The sequence below is a fragment of the Escherichia ruysiae genome, assembly GCF_031323975.1.
In the GTDB taxonomy this organism is placed as follows: Bacteria; Pseudomonadota; Gammaproteobacteria; order Enterobacterales; family Enterobacteriaceae; genus Escherichia; species Escherichia ruysiae.
In genome coordinates this window covers 191,789-209,079 of the sequence record NZ_JAVIWS010000001.1, presented here as the reverse complement: position 1 = coordinate 209,079, position 17,291 = coordinate 191,789, and the positions used below count along the sequence as shown (strand labels likewise).

The window sequence follows — 17,291 nt, the reverse complement described above, 5'->3', positions numbered from 1 at the left end:
TTAATAATAATATTCCGTGAGTATCTGCGCGCTATTTTTCTGGCTGGCGCAGGGAAACTCACACCTGAATCAGGAAAAAATAATGAAACCTGTAAAACCACCTCGTATTAATGGACGAGTGCCGGTCCTGTCGGCACAGGAAGCGGTGAGTTATATTCCCGATGAAGCGACGCTTTGTGTATTAGGTGCAGGCGGAGGTATTCTGGAAGCCACCACGTTAATTACTGCTCTTGCTGATAAATATAAACAGACTCAAACGCCACGTAATTTATCAATTATTAGCCCTACGGGGCTTGGCGATCGCGCCGATCGCGGTATTAGTCCGCTGGCGCAAGAAGGTCTGGTGAAATGGGCATTATGCGGTCACTGGGGACAATCGCCGCGTATTTCTGACCTTGCAGAACAAAATAAAATTGTTGCCTATAACTATCCACAAGGTGTACTCACCCAAACATTGCGCGCCGCCGCTGCCCACCAGCCGGGAATTATTAGCGATATTGGTATCGGTACATTTGTTGACCCTCGCCAACAAGGCGGAAAACTGAATGAAGTGACCAAAGAAGAGCTGATTAAACTGGTCGAGTTTGATAATAAAGAATATCTCTATTACAAAGCGATTGCGCCGGATATCGCTTTTATTCGCGCTACCACCTGCGACAGCGAAGGCTACGCCACTTTTGAAGATGAGGTGATGTATCTCGACGCATTGGTTATTGCCCAGGCGGTGCACAATAACGGCGGTATTGTGATGATGCAGGTGCAGAAAATGGTTAAGAAAGCCACGCTGCATCCTAAATCTGTCCGTATTCCGGGTTATCTGGTGGATATTGTGGTGGTCGATCCGGATCAAACCCAACTGTATGGCGGTGCGCCGGTTAACCGCTTTATTTCTGGTGACTTCACCCTTGATGACAGCACCAAACTTAGTCTGCCCCTAAACCAACGTAAATTAGTTGCGCGGCGTGCATTATTCGAAATGCGCAAAGGCGCGGTGGGAAATGTCGGTGTCGGTATTGCCGACGGCATTGGCCTGGTCGCCCGTGAAGAAGGATGTGCTGATGACTTTATTCTGACGGTGGAAACGGGTCCGATTGGCGGTATTACCTCGCAAGGTATCGCCTTTGGCGCAAATGTTAATACCCGCGCCATTCTGGATATGACGTCCCAGTTCGATTTTTATCACGGCGGTGGTCTGGATGTTTGTTATTTGAGTTTTGCCGAAGTCGACCAGCACGGCAACGTCGGTGTGCATAAATTCAATGGCAAAATCATGGGCACCGGCGGATTTATTGATATCAGCGCCACCTCGAAGAAAATTATTTTCTGTGGCACGTTAACCGCAGGAAGTTTAAAAACAGAAATTGCCAACGGCAAATTAAATATTATCCAGGAAGGACGGGTGAAGAAATTTATCCGTGAACTACCGGAAATCACGTTCAGCGGAAAAATCGCTCTCGAACGGGGACTGGATGTTCGTTATATCACCGAACGTGCCGTCTTCACGCTGAAAGAAGACGGTCTGCATTTAATCGAAATCGCCCCTGGTGTCGATTTGAAAAAAGATATTCTCGACAAAATGGATTTCACCCCAGTTATTTCACCAGAACTCAAACTGATGGATGAGAGATTATTTATCGATGCGGCGATGGGTTTTGTCCTGCCTGAAGCGGCTCATTAACAGGAGTATAATGATGGATTTTTCTTTAACTGAAGAACAAGAACTGCTGCTGGCCAGTATTCGCGAACTGATTACGACTAACTTTCCGGAAGAGTATTTCCGCACCTGCGATCAAAACGGTACATATCCGCGTGAGTTTATGCGGGCGCTGGCGGATAACGGAATTTCCATGCTTGGCGTGCCGGAAGAATTTGGTGGTATCCCTGCGGATTACGTCACCCAAATGCTGGCGCTGATGGAAGTGTCAAAATGCGGTGCTCCGGCGTTTTTGATTACCAACGGTCAGTGTATTCACAGTATGCGCCGCTTCGGTTCTGCGGAGCAGCTACGCAAAACGGCAGAAAGCACACTGGAAACGGGTGATCCCGCCTATGCCCTGGCGTTGACGGAGCCAGGCGCAGGCTCAGACAACAACAGTGCCACTACCACTTACACGCGTAAAAATGGCAAGGTTTATATCAACGGACAGAAAACCTTTATTACCGGTGCGAAAGAGTACCCGTATATGCTGGTGCTGGCGCGCGATCCAGAACCGAAAGATCCGAAAAAGGCCTTCACCCTGTGGTGGGTCGACTCCAGTAAGCCCGGCATTAAGATTAACCCGCTGCATAAAATCGGCTGGCATATGCTCAGCACCTGCGAAGTCTATCTCGACAACGTGGAAGTTGAAGAGAGCGACATGGTGGGCGAAGAAGGAATGGGGTTCCTCAATGTGATGTACAACTTTGAGATGGAACGCCTGATCAACGCCGCGCGCAGCACCGGCTTTGCCGAGTGTGCCTTTGAAGATGCCGCCCTCTATGCCAACCAGCGTATCGCTTTTGGTAAGCCGATTGGGCATAACCAGATGATCCAGGAAAAACTGGCACTGATGGCGATTAAGATCGACAACATGCGCAATATGGTGCTGAAAGTGGCATGGCAAGCTGACCAGCATCAGTCATTGCGCACCAGCGCGGCGCTGGCAAAATTGTACTGCGCACGTACCGCGATGGAAGTCATTGATGATGCGATTCAAATCATGGGTGGTCTGGGCTATACCGATGAGGCGCGCGTCTCCCGCTTCTGGCGCGATGTTCGCTGTGAACGTATCGGCGGCGGTACAGACGAAATTATGATTTACGTTGCAGGTCGGCAGATTCTGAAAGATTACCAGAATAAATAATCTGCAGGCGGCGCAGCTTCTTACAAAACTGCGCCGCCTGATTTATCCGGCAAGACTTACGGGTTGAGGAAATTCAGATAAGATTTCTTGTTCCGCAAAACAGTTTTTAAATTGCCTGCGGTAATCGCTGGGTGAACAGCCGACATGGCGCAAAAACAGTTTGGCGAAGTGATCGACATTTTCATAACCGACGCGCCAGGAGATTTCGGCCTGGGACAATTCGGTATTGGTCAACGACCATTTCGCTTCCGTCATACGCCGTTGAATAACATAATTAATAGGGGAGATTCGATATTCTTTAGTAAACTCATGACAAATATAGCTGACGCTGGCACGAAACTTTTTCGATAACTGTTCCAGGGTGATTTTTTCGCGATAGTTATTATTCAGGTAAAAGAGAATATCTTTTATCAGAACATCTTTTTTAATATACCCCTGCTCCGAACGATACGCATTTTTAAAGTTTTCGTAGTAAAGAATTGCTAATGTATAGGCAAATGCGTCCCATAACGAAGATATCTGACTATTTTTACTTTGCGGCAAAATCACGCTTAGCTCATTAAATAAGGTTTTAATGACCTCTTTCCCCTGCCCTGCGGCAATTACCGGACATGAATGTGGTTGCAGAAGCTGGTTTTCCTCTGCCCCCTGAAACTGAAAACCGTACAGCGCACAGGTACAGGTCGTTGCTGGATCGTTGACATCAGAAGTCACCGCATGAAGTCTGCCGCGTTCTATCACCACAATGTCATCGGCATGGGCTACATATAACGAGGAGTCAATGGTAAACCTTGCCACCCCTTTCTTGACATAAATCAGCTCAGTTTCATTGTCATGAACGTGATGTCCAGACTCCCATTTAGGATCATCGCTAAATGCAAAACGTGAAAGCCGTGGCGTTTTTCCAGAGACAAACAGCGTTTCGCTGGCATTATCAAAACAGCGTTGATACATGACAACCTCCCTATTCCATGAGCAAGCAAAAGCAATATATGCCGAATAAAATACGGTGTGTATTGCGGTTATACAACCGCGTTTAGCGAGAGCTAAACAAGATTATTTAAACCTAATGCAAGATTGTACGGTCACGGCATAACAATATTGCTGCTAACTGCACTTTTGTTTTAGCGATCGCATTTTTTTTGCAAGATTGTTGGCAAGGAAAACAGCTTGCTCCGTCGAAAACCCCGCACCGCTATCGCACACTATTTTCAGGCCATTTTTACCTTCCATCGGAGATGGTTCCGTATGCGACCCACAGGAGAAATCATGAAAATAATAACCTGCTTTAAGCTGGTGCCTGAAGAACAGGACATTGTTGTCACTCCCGAATACACCCTTAATTTCGACAATGCCGACGCCAAAATCAGCCAGTTCGATCTCAATGCCCTTGAAGCTGCAAGCCAGCTTGCAACAGATGACGATGAGATAGCCGCGCTGACCGTTGGCGGTTCGTTATTGCAGAACTCGAAGGTGCGCAAAGACGTGTTATCACGCGGGCCACACAGCCTGTATATGGTGCAGGATGCCCAACTTGAACACGCGCTGCCCGTCGATACCGCAAAGGCGCTGGCAACCGCAGCAGAAAAAATCGGCTTTGATTTACTGATCTTTGGCGAAGGTTCCGGCGATCTCTATGCCCAGCAGGTTGGTCTGCTGGTAGGGGAAATCTTGCAACTTCCGGTGATTAATGCAGTGAGTGCCATTGCGCGTCAGGGCGATACATTGGTGGTTGAACGCACACTCGAAGAGGAAGTTGAAGTTATTGAACTCTCGCTTCCCGCCGTACTTTGCGTCACGTCTGATATCAACGTTCCACGTATCCCCTCCATGAAAGCCATTCTCGGTGCAGGCAAAAAACCGGTGAACCAGTGGCAGGCGAGTGACATCGGCTGGAGCCAGACCACGCCACTTGCTGAACTGACCGGCATTCGCGTACCGCCGCAAACAGAACGTAAACACATCATTCTCGATAACGATTCGCCGGAAGCGATTGCCGAGCTGGCGGAACACCTGAAGAAAGCCCTGAACTAAAGCCAACGGAGAAGAAACGATGAGTCAATTAAACAGCGTCTGGGTCTTTAGCGATAACCCTGATCGTTATGCTGAACTGTTTGGCGGTGCGCAGCAATGGGGGCAACAGGTGTATACCATTGTGCAAAATGCCGACCAGGCGCAGGCGGTTATGCCTTATGGCCCAAAATGTATTTATGTTCTTGAGCAAAACGCTGCGCTGCAACGCACTGAAAATTACGCTGAAAGCATTGCTGCCCTGCTTAAAGATAATCACCCCGCTATGTTGCTGATGGCCGCGACGAAACGCGGTAAAGCTCTGGCAGCACGGTTAAGTGTGCAACTGAATGCGGCGCTGGTGAACGATGCTACGGCGGTGGATATTGTCGATGGTCACATTTGCGCCGAACACCGTATGTATGGCGGGCTAGCGTTCGCTCAGGAAAAGATCACCAGCCCGCTGGCGATAATTACCCTTGCGCCCGGTGTTCAGGAACCGTGCACGAGCAATGCTTCTCATCAATGCCCGATTGAAACGGTGCCTTACGTTGCCCCGCGTCATGAAATTCTCTGTCGCGAACGCCGTGCGAAAGCGGCAAGCAGTGTGGATCTGAGTAAAGCAAAACGCGTGGTCGGCGTCGGTCGCGGTCTGGCAGCGCAGGATGACCTGAAAATGGTTCACGAACTGGCGGCGGCACTGAATGCTGAAGTCGGCTGCTCACGCCCGATTGCCGAAGGCGAGAACTGGATGGAACGTGAACGTTATATCGGTGTCTCCGGGGTGTTGCTGAAATCCGAACTCTACCTGACGCTGGGGATCTCCGGGCAGATCCAGCATATGGTCGGCGGCAACGGCGCAAAAGTGATTGTCGCCATCAATAAAGATAAAAACGCGCCAATCTTCAACTATGCCGACTACGGTCTGGTGGGCGATATCTACAAAGTCGTCCCCGCCCTGATTAGCCAGTTGAGCCGCTAATTCCCCTTTCAACCACATCTCCCGCTGTAAACGCAGCGGGAAGGGAGCATAACGCATGTCGGATGACAAATTTGATGCCATTGTGGTCGGTGCGGGCGTTGCCGGTAGCGTCGCCGCACTGGTGATGGCGCGAGCCGGGCTGGATGTCCTGGTAATAGAACGTGGCGATAGCGCCGGATGCAAAAATATGACTGGCGGGCGTCTTTATGCCCACACGCTTGAGGCTATTATTCCCGGCTTTGCTGCATCTGCACCGGTTGAACGCAAGGTCACACGCGAGAAAATCTCTTTCTTAACCGAAGAAAGCGCCGTTACCCTCGATTTTCACCGTGAGCAACCGGATGCCCCGCAGCAAGCGTCTTATACCGTATTGCGCAACCGCCTCGATCCGTGGCTGATGGAACAAGCAGAACAGGCGGGTGCGCAGTTTATCCCGGGCGTTCGCGTCGATGCCCTGGTTCGTGAGGGAAACAAGGTCACTGGCGTTCAGGCCGGGGATGATATTCTCGAAGCGAATGTGGTCATATTGGCCGATGGCGTTAACTCAATACTTGGTCGTTCGCTGGGCATGGTTCCCGCCTCCGATCCGCATCATTACGCTGTTGGTGTTAAAGAGGTCATTGGCCTCACGCCAGAACAAATCAACGATCGCTTTAACGTCACCGGCGATGAAGGTGCCGCCTGGCTGTTTGCCGGTGCCCCTTCTGACGGCCTTATGGGCGGTGGATTCCTCTATACCAACAACGATTCCGTATCGTTGGGTCTGGTCTGCGGATTGTGTGATATCGCCCATGCGCAAAAAAGCGTGCCGCAAATGCTGGAAGATTTTAAACAGCACCCCGCCATACGTCCGCTGATTAGCGGTGGCAAACTGCTTGAATATTCCGCGCATATGGTGCCGGAAGGTGGCCTGGCGATGGTGCCGCAACTGGTTAACGACGGTGTGATGATCGTCGGTGACGCCGCCGGTTTCTGCCTCAATCTTGGCTTTACGGTTCGCGGAATGGATTTAGCCATCGCGTCGGCACAGGCTGCTGCCACAACGGTGATTGCCGCCAAAGAACGCGCGGATTTTTCCACCAGCAGCCTGGCGCAATACAAACGTGAGCTGGAACAGAGTTGCGTCATGCGCGATATGCTGCATTTTCGTAAAATCCCGGCGCTGATGGAAAACCCGCGCCTGTTTAGCCAATACCCACGAATGGCCGCTGACATCATGAACGATATGTTCACCATCGACGGTAAACCTAACCAGCCGGTACGCAAAATGATCATGGGACACGCGAAGAAAATTGGGCTGATCAACTTGCTGAAAGATGGCATTAAGGGAGCAACCGCACTATGAGCCAGAATGCTACGGTTAATGTTGACGTCAAATTAGGCGTCAATAAATTCCATGTTGATGAAGGACATCCGCACATCATTCTGGCGGCAAATCCTGATATCAATGAATTTCGTAAATTAATGAAAGCCTGCCCGGCCGGACTTTATAAGCAGGATGACGCAGGAAATATTCATTTTGATTCTGCCGGTTGTCTCGAATGCGGAACCTGTCGGGTGCTTTGCGGCAACACTATCCTCGAACAATGGCAATACCCTGCTGGCACTTTCGGTATTGATTTCCGCTACGGTTAATCACGCATCCCACAGGCCTGTACGTCGGGCCTGACGTTTTGTTTCGAGAGTCCAAAATGAAAGTAACATTAACGTTTAACGCGCAGCGTCGTGCAGCCTATCGGCAGCAAGGGTTATGGGGTGATGCTTCGCTGGCTGACTACTGGCAGCAAACTGTGCGAGCGATGCCTGACAAAATAGCTGTGGTCGATAATCATGGTGCATCGTACACCTATAGCGCGCTCGATCAGGCCGCGAGCTGTCTGGCAAGCTGGATGCTGGCGAACGGTATTGAAGCCGGCGATCGCGTCGCATTTCAACTGCCGGGCTGGTGTGAATTTACCGTTATCTATCTCGCCAGCCTGAAAACCGGTGCGGTATCCGTGCCGCTGTTACCTTCCTGGCGAGAAGCGGAACTGGTGTGGGTGCTCAATAAGTGCCAGGCAAAAATGTTTTTTGCCCCGACGTTGTTTAAACAAACGCGTCCGGTAGATTTAATCCTGCCGCTGCAAAATCAGCTTCCACATCTGCAACAAATTGTCGGCGTGGACAAACTGGCTCCCGCCACATCGTCTCTCTCGTTACGCCAGATTATTACCGATAATACCCCGCTGACGACGTCAATATCGGTTCACGGCGATGAATTAGCGGCAGTGCTGTTTACCTCCGGAACTGAAGGTATGCCAAAGGGCGTGATGCTGACACATAATAATATTCTCGCCAGCGAGCGGGCATATTGTGCGCGGCTGAATCTGACATGGCAGGATGTTTTTATGATGCCTGCACCGCTGGGTCATGCGACAGGTTTTCTGCATGGCGTAACGGCGCCGTTTTTGGTAGGCGCACGGAGCGTATTGTTAGATATTTTCACCCCTGAAGCCTGTCTCTCGCTACTTGAGCAACAACGTTGCACCTGTATGCTCGGCGCAACGCCGTTTGTCTATGACCTTTTGAATTTACTGGAGAAACAGCCCGCAGATCTTTCTGCGCTGCGTTTCTTCCTTTGCGGTGGCACCACGATCCCAAAAAAAGTGGCGCGTGAATGCCAACAGCGCGGCATTAAATTGTTAAGTGTTTATGGCTCCACAGAAAGCTCGCCGCACGCGGTGGTGAATCTCGACGATCCGTTGTCACGCTTTATGCATACCGATGGTTACGCTGCCGCTGGCGTGGAAATCAAAGTCGTCGATGACGCACGCAAGACCTTACCGGCCGGTTGTGAAGGTGAAGAGGCCTCGCGTGGCCCCAATGTGTTTATGGGTTATTTTGATGAACCTGAATTAACCGCCCGCGCGCTGGATGAAGAAGGCTGGTATTACAGCGGTGATCTCTGCCGCATGGATGAGGCTGGCTATATAAAAATAACCGGACGTAAGAAAGATATTATTGTCCGTGGCGGCGAGAATATTAGCAGCCGTGAAGTGGAAGATATATTGTTGCAGCATCCCAAAATTCATGATGCCTGCGTGGTTGCGATGCCCGATGAACGCTTAGGCGAACGCTCGTGTGCTTATATTGTATTAAAATCGCCACATCATTCATTATCTCTGGAAGATGTGGTAGCATTTTTTAGCCGTAAACGGGTCGCGAAATATAAATACCCTGAACATATCGTGATAACTGAAAAGTTACCCCGCACTGCATCCGGTAAAATACAAAAATTTTTACTCAGGAAAGATATTATTCAGCGATTAACCGAGGGTCATTGCGGAATTACTGAATAAGATTCGTATCCGCGAATAGCTAGCCCCGGCGACAATATGCCGCCGGGGCTATATTTTATTTCTTCAGTTCAGCCAGACTTAACCAGGTTTGCACTACAGTGTCTGGGTTCAGAGACAGGCTGTCGATTCCCTCTTCCATCAACCATGCTGCAAAGTCTTCGTGGTCAGATGGCCCCTGACCGCAAATCCCGACGTATTTGCCCTGTTTCTTCGCGGCACGGATTGCCATCGACAACAGTGCTTTCACGGCATCGTTGCGCTCATCGAACAGTTCAGACACCACGCCGGAGTCACGATCCAGGCCAAGCGTCAGCTGCGTCATGTCGTTTGAGCCGATAGAGAAGCCGTCGAAATATTCGAGGAACTGTTCTGCCAGCAAGGCGTTGGACGGAATTTCACACATCATGATGATCTTCAGACCGTTCTCACCACGTTTCAGTCCCTGACGCGCCAGTTCTTCAACCACCGCTTTCGCCTGGTCAACGGTACGCACGAACGGGATCATGATCTCAACGTTGGTTAACCCCATGTCGTTGCGCACACGTTTCACCGCTTCACACTCCAGCGCGAAGCAGTCGCGGAAGCTATCAGAAACGTAGCGACCGGCGCCACGGAAGCCCAGCATCGGGTTCTCTTCATGCGGCTCGTAACGTTCGCCACCGACCAGGTTAGCATATTCGTTGGATTTAAAATCAGAGAGACGGACAATGACGCGCTTCGGATAAAACGCTGCGCCCAGCGTCGCGATCCCTTCAGTCAGACGACCAACGTAAAATTCACGCGGAGAATCAAAGCCTTTCATCATCTCGCGGATTTCGTTTTGCAGCTGCGGTTCCTGGTCGTCAAACTCAAGCAGTGCACGCGGGTGAACGCCAATCATGCGGTTGATGATAAATTCCAGGCGCGCCAGACCTACGCCTTCATTTGGCAAGCAGGCGAAGTCAAACGCACGATCCGGGTTACCGACGTTCATCATCACTTTCAGCGGCAGATCCGGCATGGTTTCCACGCTGGAGCTTTTCACGCTAAATTCCAGCAACTCGGCATAAACGTAACCGGTATCGCCTTCAGCACAAGAAACAGTGACATTCTCACCGTCTTTCATCCGTTCGGTCGCATCGCCGCAGCCAACCACCGCCGGAATACCCAGTTCGCGTGCGATGATCGCCGCGTGACAGGTACGACCGCCACGGTTGGTGACGATGGCTGATGCTTTCTTCATGATCGGTTCCCAGTCCGGGTCGGTCATGTCAGTGACCAGAACGTCACCGGGTTCGATGCGGTTCATTTCGCTGATGTCATGAATGACTTTCACCGGCCCCGCGCCAATGCGATGACCGATAGCACGGCCTTCGGCGATAATCTTGCCCTGTGAATGCAGCGTATAACGTTCCATGACCTGGCCGCGTGAACGCACGGTTTCCGGACGCGCCTGCACAATAAACAGTTTGCCGGTGTGGCCGTCTTTCGCCCACTCAATATCCATCGGGCGACCGTAGTGTTTCTCAATTTGTACGGCCTGTTTTGCCAGCTCCTGCACTTCTTCATTGGTCAGCGAGAAGATGTCACGTTGTTCCTGCGGTACGTCTTCAATTTTAACTTGTTTGCCGTGTTCCTGGGTCGGCGCGTAGACCATGCGGATTTTTTTCGACCCCATGGTACGGCGCACGATAGCCGGGCGATTCGCCGCCAGCGTCGGTTTATGCACGTAAAATTCATCCGGGTTAACCGCGCCCTGCACAACCATCTCACCGAGCCCCCATGCGGAAGTGATAAACACCACCTGGTCGAAACCGGATTCGGTATCAATGGAGAACATCACGCCAGAGGACGCGAGGTCGGAACGCACCATCCGCTGAACACCGGCGGAGAGCGCGACGCCACGGTGATCGTACCCCTGGTGAACGCGATAAGAGATGGCACGATCGTTAAACAGGGAAGCAAAGACATGCTTCACTGCCACCAGTACGGCGTCAAAACCCTGAACGTTGAGGAAGGTTTCCTGCTGACCGGCGAAGGAGGCGTCCGGCATGTCTTCTGCGGTGGCGGAGGAGCGCACCGCAAAAGAGGCGTTTTCGTCATCGGCGGAAAGCTGTGCATAGGCTTCGCGGATGGCGTTTTCCAGCTCAGGCTGGAAGGGAGTGTCGATAATCCACTGGCGGATTTGCGCACCTGCTTTCGCAAGCTGGGTAACATCGTCAATATCCGTTTTATCCAGCAGTTCATAAATGCGCTGGTTTACGCCGCTTTGATCCAGAAACTGATTAAACGCATCGGCGGTTGTGGCGAAACCATTCGGAACGGAAACGCCCATTCCGGAAAGGTTAGTAATCATTTCACCCAGGGAGGCATTTTTGCCCCCAACCCTGTCTACATCATTCATGCCGAGTTGGTTATACCAAAGCACCAGCGGTGACGAGCCATTGTTGGACATCGAACAATCCTTTTGTGATAAATGAACGGTTTGAGAAACACATTTCTGCGCATTTATCTTTGCATATTTAACCGGATGGAAAAAACGGTGAATCGTTCAAGCAAATATATTTTTTTACTTTTTAAGACTGATCCCAGCGTTGCGCAAATCTGTTATCTTCGATAATTCCCACACAAACCATCGGTATAAACGAAACCGAAAAATGAAATGCTGTTTTCATAAAAAATAAAATTGAAGGTTCATTTTATAAACCCGGCATAACGTTCTACGCTTCTGTGCATTTTTAATTTATGCTTTCATAGAATTATGTCTGCATCACAGGAAGAACAAAATGGATAATGCTGTTGATCGCCACGTTTTTTATATTTCTGATGGTACGGCAATAACTGCGGAGGTATTAGGACACGCAGTGATGTCGCAATTTCCTGTTACTATCAGCAGCATTACGCTGCCGTTTGTCGAAAATGAGAGCCGTGCACGGGCGGTGAAAGACCAAATAGACGCGATTTATCAGCAGACAGGTGTGCGCCCGCTGGTCTTCTACTCCATCGTGTTGCCGGAAATTCGCGCCATCATTTTGCAAAGTGAAGGCTTTTGCCAGGATATCGTTCAGGCGCTGGTTGCACCGCTACAACAAGAGATGAAACTGGACCCAACGCCGATTGCTCACCGTACTCACGGCCTGAATCCCAATAATCTGAATAAATATGATGCACGTATTGCGGCGATTGATTACACCCTCGCCCACGATGACGGTATTTCGTTGCGCAATCTGGATCAGGCACAGGTGATCCTGCTCGGCGTTTCTCGCTGCGGTAAAACTCCCACCAGTCTGTATCTGGCGATGCAGTTTGGTATCCGCGCGGCAAACTACCCCTTCATTGCTGATGACATGGATAATCTGGTGCTGCCCGCGTCACTTAAACCGCTACAGCATAAACTGTTCGGGCTGACCATCGACCCAGAGCGTCTGGCGGCTATTCGTGAAGAACGTCGGGAAAACAGCCGCTATGCCTCGCTTCGTCAGTGCCGGATGGAAGTCGCGGAAGTAGAAGCGTTGTACCGTAAAAATCAGATCCCGTGGATCAACAGTACCAATTATTCGGTAGAAGAGATTGCCACCAAGATCCTCGATATCATGGGTCTTAGTCGCCGAATGTACTAGGGAACTAGTATAAAGGTTCGTTTTTTTGTTATTATGCCGTCAATTGAGCGAAGTGTTGCCTGCCTCGCACTTGAAATCAGCAGGGATTGGTTTATCGTGATGCGCATCACTTCTTGGCATCCCTGCCGTTGAAGCAACAAATTTCTGAGACTTGTAATGAACAGAACTGACGAACTCCGTACTGCGCGTATCGAGAGTCTGGTAACGCCCGCCGAACTCGCGCTACGGTATCCCGTAACGCCTGGCGTCGCCAGCCATGTCACCGATTCCCGCCGTAGAATTGAAAAAATACTGAATGGTGAAGACAAGCGACTGTTGGTCATTATTGGCCCCTGCTCGATCCACGATCTTACCGCTGCAATGGAGTACGCCACCCGTCTGCAGGCACTGCGCAACCAGTACCAGTCACGGCTGGAAATCGTAATGCGCACCTATTTTGAAAAACCACGAACCGTTGTCGGCTGGAAAGGATTAATTTCCGACCCGGATTTAAACGGCAGCTATCGCGTAAATCACGGCCTCGAACTGGCGCGTAAGTTACTGTTACAGGTAAATGAGCTGGGCGTCCCCACCGCGACCGAATTTCTCGATATGGTGACCGGTCAGTTTATTGCCGACTTAATTAGCTGGGGCGCGATTGGCGCACGCACTACCGAAAGCCAGATCCACCGCGAAATGGCCTCTGCGCTCTCATGCCCGGTAGGCTTTAAAAATGGTACTGATGGCAACACGCGTATTGCCGTGGACGCGATTCGCGCGGCGCGCGCCAGCCATATGTTCCTCTCGCCAGACAAGAACGGCCAGATGACCATCTACCAGACCAGTGGCAACCCGTATGGGCACATTATTATGCGTGGTGGCAAAAAACCAAATTATCATGCCGATGATATCGCCGCCGCCTGCGATACGTTGCACGAATTTGATTTACCAGAACATCTGGTGGTGGATTTCAGCCACGGCAACTGTCAGAAGCAGCACCGCCGTCAGTTAGAAGTTTGTGAGGATATTTGCCAGCAAATCCGCAATGGCTCTACGGCGATTGCCGGAATTATGGCGGAAAGTTTCCTGCGTGAAGGTACACAAAAAATTGTTAGCAGTCAGCCACTCACCTACGGTCAGTCAATTACCGATCCATGTTTAGGCTGGGAAGATACTGAACACCTGATCGAAAAACTCGCCTCTGCGGTAGATACCCGCTTCTGAATGCGTGCCCATTCCGTCGGGAATGGGCATTTCTACTCAATATCTTGTCTTATCAATGAATTATTACTTGCCCTGGCGCAAGATTGTATTGATAATAAGAATCATTGTTATACCAATTATTATTAGTTTTTATGAGCTATACGGACAGCAGCAGACTCACGCCTAAAACGGATGCAAATCAGAAGATCTCTTCCCCACAGCCTGTTCGACGGATTACCAGCCAGACACTGTTAGGTCCGGATGGCAAACTGATCATTGATCATGACGGACAAGAATATCTGCTCCGTAAAACACAGGCTGGCAAGCTGCTGCTGACAAAGTAGCGTTTAACTCGAACAGCTGACTTCCAGTCGTTTGCCCCAGTCCGGTGGGCGGCTGACATAATCATCATCTCTGTCGCTGAAAGGATTTCGCAACGCCTCATGCAGGCGGTGTAATTCCGTCATATCGCCCTGTTCCGCCGCCTCAATGGCTCGTTGTGCCAGCCAGTTGCGCAACACCAGCGCCGGATTGACGCTTTGCATAAGTTGCTGACGTTCGCTGTCGGTGACGTTATCTTGCTGCAAACGCGCCCGATAACGGGCAAACCAGTCATCAAATGCCGCACGATCAATAAACTCATCACGCAGTGGCGATGCCGGACTGCGCTGTTCAACCAGGCTAAGGATGCGGAATGTACGGGTATAGTCGCTGCGCTCTCGCGCCATCAGACTGAATAATTCATTCAGCAGCGCGTTATCCTCTTTCTGCTCCGTCATAAAGCCCAGCTTCTGCCGCATACGTTGTCCGTAATGCGTCAACAGAACCTGTTGATAGCTGTCCAGCGCCGTATTGAGCGCATCTACAGAAATAAATGGCGACAATGTCTGTGCCAGACGCTGTAAATTCCACAACGCGACGGCAGGCTGATTATCAAAACTATAACGCCCCTGATGATCCGAGTGGTTACAGATAAAGCCAGGCTCGTAATCATCGAGGAAGCCGAACGGGCCGTAATCGAGGGTCAGGCCGAGAATCGACATGTTGTCAGTGTTCATAACACCATGAGCAAAACCGACTGTCTGCCAGTTAGCCATTAACGACGCGGTACGTGCGACAACATCGGTAAACCAGAGACGGTATTTATCCTCATCATCCTGAAGATGTGACCAGTAATGTCGGATGGCAAAGTCAGCCAACTGGCGAACCTTTTCCGGCTCGCGGCGATAGTAAAAGTGTTCGAAGTGACCAAATCGCAGATGGCTTTGTGCCACGCGCATTAACATCGCGCCTGATTCTACCGTTTCCCGATAAACTGGCGTATCGCTGGTAACAATGCTTAAAGCGCGCGTCGTAGGAATACCCAGATAATGCATCGCCTCACTGGCGAGACTTTCACGAATCGTAGAGCGCAATACCGCCCGTCCATCGCCCATTCGCGAATAAGGCGTCAGCCCCGCCCCTTTCAGATGCCAGTCCATTGTTGTGCCATCGGCGAGTTGTTGCTCACCGAGAAGAATGCCACGCCCGTCACCCAACTGGCCCGCCCAGACGCCAAACTGATGACCGCTGTAGACCTGCGCCAGTGGCGACATGCCAGGTAGTAATGTTTCTCCCCCCCACACGCCGGCGCCACTTTCAAACAGCGACGAGGGAATACCCAGCGTGTTAGCCAGTTCTGCATTATGCCAAATCAGCCGGGCGTTATTTAAAGGCGTGGGGGAAAGTGCTGTATAGGTTGCTGGCAATTCATCGCGCCAGCGGGTAATAAAAGACAGGGTCATAGATCCTCCTGTCTGATAGTGTAGACGGTTACCCTCATCTTAAACACCAGCAAACAAAAGGGTTATCGCTGAACCAGCGTTGTTACCTGACTTACGGGAACTGCAGGCCATAAGCATCCTTGTAGGGCATGAAAACCATACGGTGTGATTCGCGCCAACATTCCTGGGGTATCGATACCTGCCGCAATGATATAGCTGCAACAAGGCGAAATTTGCGTATGAATAGCACGAATAAATGGTGCGAAGGATGTATTAGCTATTTGTTGCTGAACAAAGCCTTTATCCAACATAACTCGAGTGAAAAGACCATCAAATATTGCTTTCATGGTGCTGTTACCCGCACCTAAATCCCCCAACACCAATGGACAAATTTGAGATAAGCGCAAGAGATTACAATTATCTTTCCCCTCATTAAGTTGTGGATAATTTTCATTAATCCGCAATTCAATAAAAGGAAATTTTAATAGTTGGTCTGCGTAATTATTAGCACCTAATAATAATTTTGCTACTTGTGGCGTTAAATTAATCCATGCAAAAATTTTGTGTTGAATAAAAAAATGTTGGCATGATTTAAGTAATTCTAACTGCTCGGCAAATAGCTGCCAATGCTGTTCCTCAGAAAGCTGCGCCATAACCCGCGTCGTCGGGATGCGAACCATACCGTCTTCACTGGAGAAATGGGTTATTATTTCAACCCCAACAAGATTTTGCCGGCTATCTCTTATCGGCAGGAAATAGCAATCAGAATGATAAACATTATCTAGTAAAATCTTCATGGTAATCGCCCTTCTCCAGAAATATTTTTACAAATCCGGCTAAAAAGGATGAGGCCATAAAGTATAAAAAAAACAGAAGGGATAACTTTCATTTGTTCCTTGTTAACCACTTTTTCATGGGTCCTTTTTTAGATTATTCTAATTATAAACGAATATTCCATTTACGGAATTTTTGTCTGAAAAATACTACGGCATTCAGAAGTAAAAGGACGGTGATGTATCATCACCGTCCTTTTCGACATACTAGATTCGTCTCGCTTGCCAGAAATTTTTCTGCCAGTAGACATTATCAAGGGAAGAGCGCATCACCCCTTTACTGGTAGAGGCGTGAATAAATTGGTTGTTGGTATCATAAATACCCACATGTAAACCATTTTGCCCAGAGCCGGTTTTGAAGAAAACCAGATCGCCTGGCAGCAACTCGTCTTTATCAATTTGAGTACCGATAGAGGCCTGTTGCTTTGTTTCACGCGGCAACTGCAAATCGAAACGATCGCGCATCGTTACGACCACAAAGCCTGAGCAGTCAACCCCGCGACGACTCATACCACCATAACGATAAGGTGTACCATGCCAGCTTTGTAGTTGATCGTTCAAACCAGCAATCACGGTAATAGAGTCAGAAAGTCTGGCGTTTGGTGGCGGCGCTTTATGGTGACTACACCCGACCAGAAACAGTGCTGTGATTAAAATAAGGCAGAAACGCATTCCGTACGAATCCTCTGTTTTTTATTCTTGCATTAATTTAGCGTCGAAATTACCCGATTTTCAAGATGC

Annotated in this window: 15 protein-coding genes; 10 read left to right on the top strand and 5 right to left on the bottom strand. The window is 49.9% G+C overall.

The features are described from left to right. The first annotated feature begins 82 nt into the window (after window positions 1–82). Both RGV86_RS01145 and RGV86_RS01140 read left to right on the top strand, forming a co-directional pair. Window positions 83–1,678 (top strand): acyl CoA:acetate/3-ketoacid CoA transferase, encoded by a 1,596-nt coding sequence (locus tag RGV86_RS01145; RefSeq protein WP_000805716.1) that lies wholly within the window; start codon window positions 83–85, stop codon window positions 1,676–1,678. 13 nt (window positions 1,679–1,691) lie between these two features. Continuing rightward, window positions 1,692–2,843, top strand: coding sequence for an acyl-CoA dehydrogenase (locus RGV86_RS01140; protein ID WP_137598456.1), 1,152 nt, complete (start codon window positions 1,692–1,694; stop codon window positions 2,841–2,843). A 42-nt stretch (window positions 2,844–2,885) separates the two neighbouring features. On the opposite strand, the gene RGV86_RS01135 is transcribed toward RGV86_RS01140, so the two are convergent. Continuing rightward, window positions 2,886–3,797 carry an AraC family transcriptional regulator gene (locus RGV86_RS01135; RefSeq protein ID WP_309508427.1) on the bottom strand — a complete coding sequence of 304 codons (912 nt, stop codon included), beginning with the start codon at window positions 3,795–3,797 and terminating at the stop codon, window positions 2,886–2,888. A 315-nt stretch (window positions 3,798–4,112) separates the two neighbouring features. On the opposite strand from RGV86_RS01135, the gene RGV86_RS01130 reads away from it, so the two are divergent. Genes RGV86_RS01130 through fadK form a run of 5 tightly spaced genes read left to right on the top strand, consistent with a single transcriptional unit; the run spans window position 4,113 to window position 9,173 of the window. Continuing rightward, complete coding sequence (locus tag RGV86_RS01130) at window positions 4,113–4,877, top strand: electron transfer flavoprotein (RefSeq protein WP_085460670.1); 765 nt, start codon at window positions 4,113–4,115, stop codon at window positions 4,875–4,877. Window positions 4,878–4,896: 19 nt separating this feature from the next. Further along, entirely contained in the window at window positions 4,897–5,835 is a 939-nt protein-coding gene (locus RGV86_RS01125; protein ID WP_085460669.1) for an electron transfer flavoprotein subunit alpha, read from the top strand. A 55-nt stretch (window positions 5,836–5,890) separates the two neighbouring features. Next, a complete protein-coding gene (locus tag RGV86_RS01120) occupies window positions 5,891–7,180 on the top strand; it encodes an FAD-dependent oxidoreductase (RefSeq protein WP_309508428.1) in 1,290 nt (429 codons plus the stop codon). Next, the gene (locus tag RGV86_RS01115) at window positions 7,177–7,470 is read left to right on the top strand and encodes a ferredoxin family protein (protein ID WP_085460667.1); all 294 of its coding nucleotides are present in this window, start codon (window positions 7,177–7,179) and stop codon (window positions 7,468–7,470) included. The genes RGV86_RS01120 and RGV86_RS01115 overlap by 4 nt, the downstream gene beginning before the upstream one ends. 56 nt (window positions 7,471–7,526) lie before the next feature. Then, window positions 7,527–9,173, top strand: a complete 1,647-nt coding sequence (gene fadK / locus RGV86_RS01110) for a medium-chain fatty-acid--CoA ligase (protein ID WP_137598444.1) — start codon at window positions 7,527–7,529, stop codon at window positions 9,171–9,173. A 55-nt stretch (window positions 9,174–9,228) separates the two neighbouring features. Here the strand turns inward: fadK and ppsA are convergent, their stop codons facing one another. Then, window positions 9,229–11,607, bottom strand: coding sequence for a phosphoenolpyruvate synthase (gene ppsA / locus RGV86_RS01105; protein WP_000069382.1), 2,379 nt, complete (start codon window positions 11,605–11,607; stop codon window positions 9,229–9,231). Between the two features lie 331 nt (window positions 11,608–11,938). Here ppsA and ppsR point away from each other — a divergent pair, with 331 nt between their 5' ends. The 3 genes from ppsR (at window position 11,939) to hemP (ending at window position 14,298) form a co-directional block, all read left to right on the top strand. Beyond that, on the top strand, window positions 11,939–12,772 hold the full coding sequence (gene ppsR / locus RGV86_RS01100; protein ID WP_000368056.1) for a posphoenolpyruvate synthetase regulatory kinase/phosphorylase PpsR: 834 nt from the start codon (window positions 11,939–11,941) through the stop codon (window positions 12,770–12,772). A gap of 156 nt (window positions 12,773–12,928) precedes the next feature. After that, complete coding sequence (gene aroH, locus RGV86_RS01095) at window positions 12,929–13,975, top strand: 3-deoxy-7-phosphoheptulonate synthase AroH (RefSeq protein ID WP_085460665.1); 1,047 nt, start codon at window positions 12,929–12,931, stop codon at window positions 13,973–13,975. Window positions 13,976–14,106: 131 nt separating this feature from the next. Beyond that, window positions 14,107–14,298 (top strand): hemin uptake protein HemP, encoded by a 192-nt coding sequence (gene hemP / locus RGV86_RS01090; RefSeq protein ID WP_085460664.1) that lies wholly within the window; start codon window positions 14,107–14,109, stop codon window positions 14,296–14,298. A gap of 3 nt (window positions 14,299–14,301) precedes the next feature. Here the strand turns inward: hemP and selO are convergent, their stop codons facing one another. From selO to RGV86_RS01075, 3 genes are all read right to left on the bottom strand, one after another. Beyond that, on the bottom strand, window positions 14,302–15,738 hold the full coding sequence (gene selO / locus RGV86_RS01085; RefSeq protein ID WP_085460663.1) for a protein adenylyltransferase SelO: 1,437 nt from the start codon (window positions 15,736–15,738) through the stop codon (window positions 14,302–14,304). Window positions 15,739–15,800: 62 nt separating this feature from the next. Next, a complete protein-coding gene (locus tag RGV86_RS01080) occupies window positions 15,801–16,514 on the bottom strand; it encodes an EAL domain-containing protein (RefSeq protein ID WP_024165138.1) in 714 nt (237 codons plus the stop codon). A 243-nt stretch (window positions 16,515–16,757) separates the two neighbouring features. Beyond that, entirely contained in the window at window positions 16,758–17,222 is a 465-nt protein-coding gene (locus RGV86_RS01075) for a C40 family peptidase (RefSeq protein ID WP_001209788.1), read from the bottom strand. Window positions 17,223–17,291 lie beyond the last annotated feature (69 nt).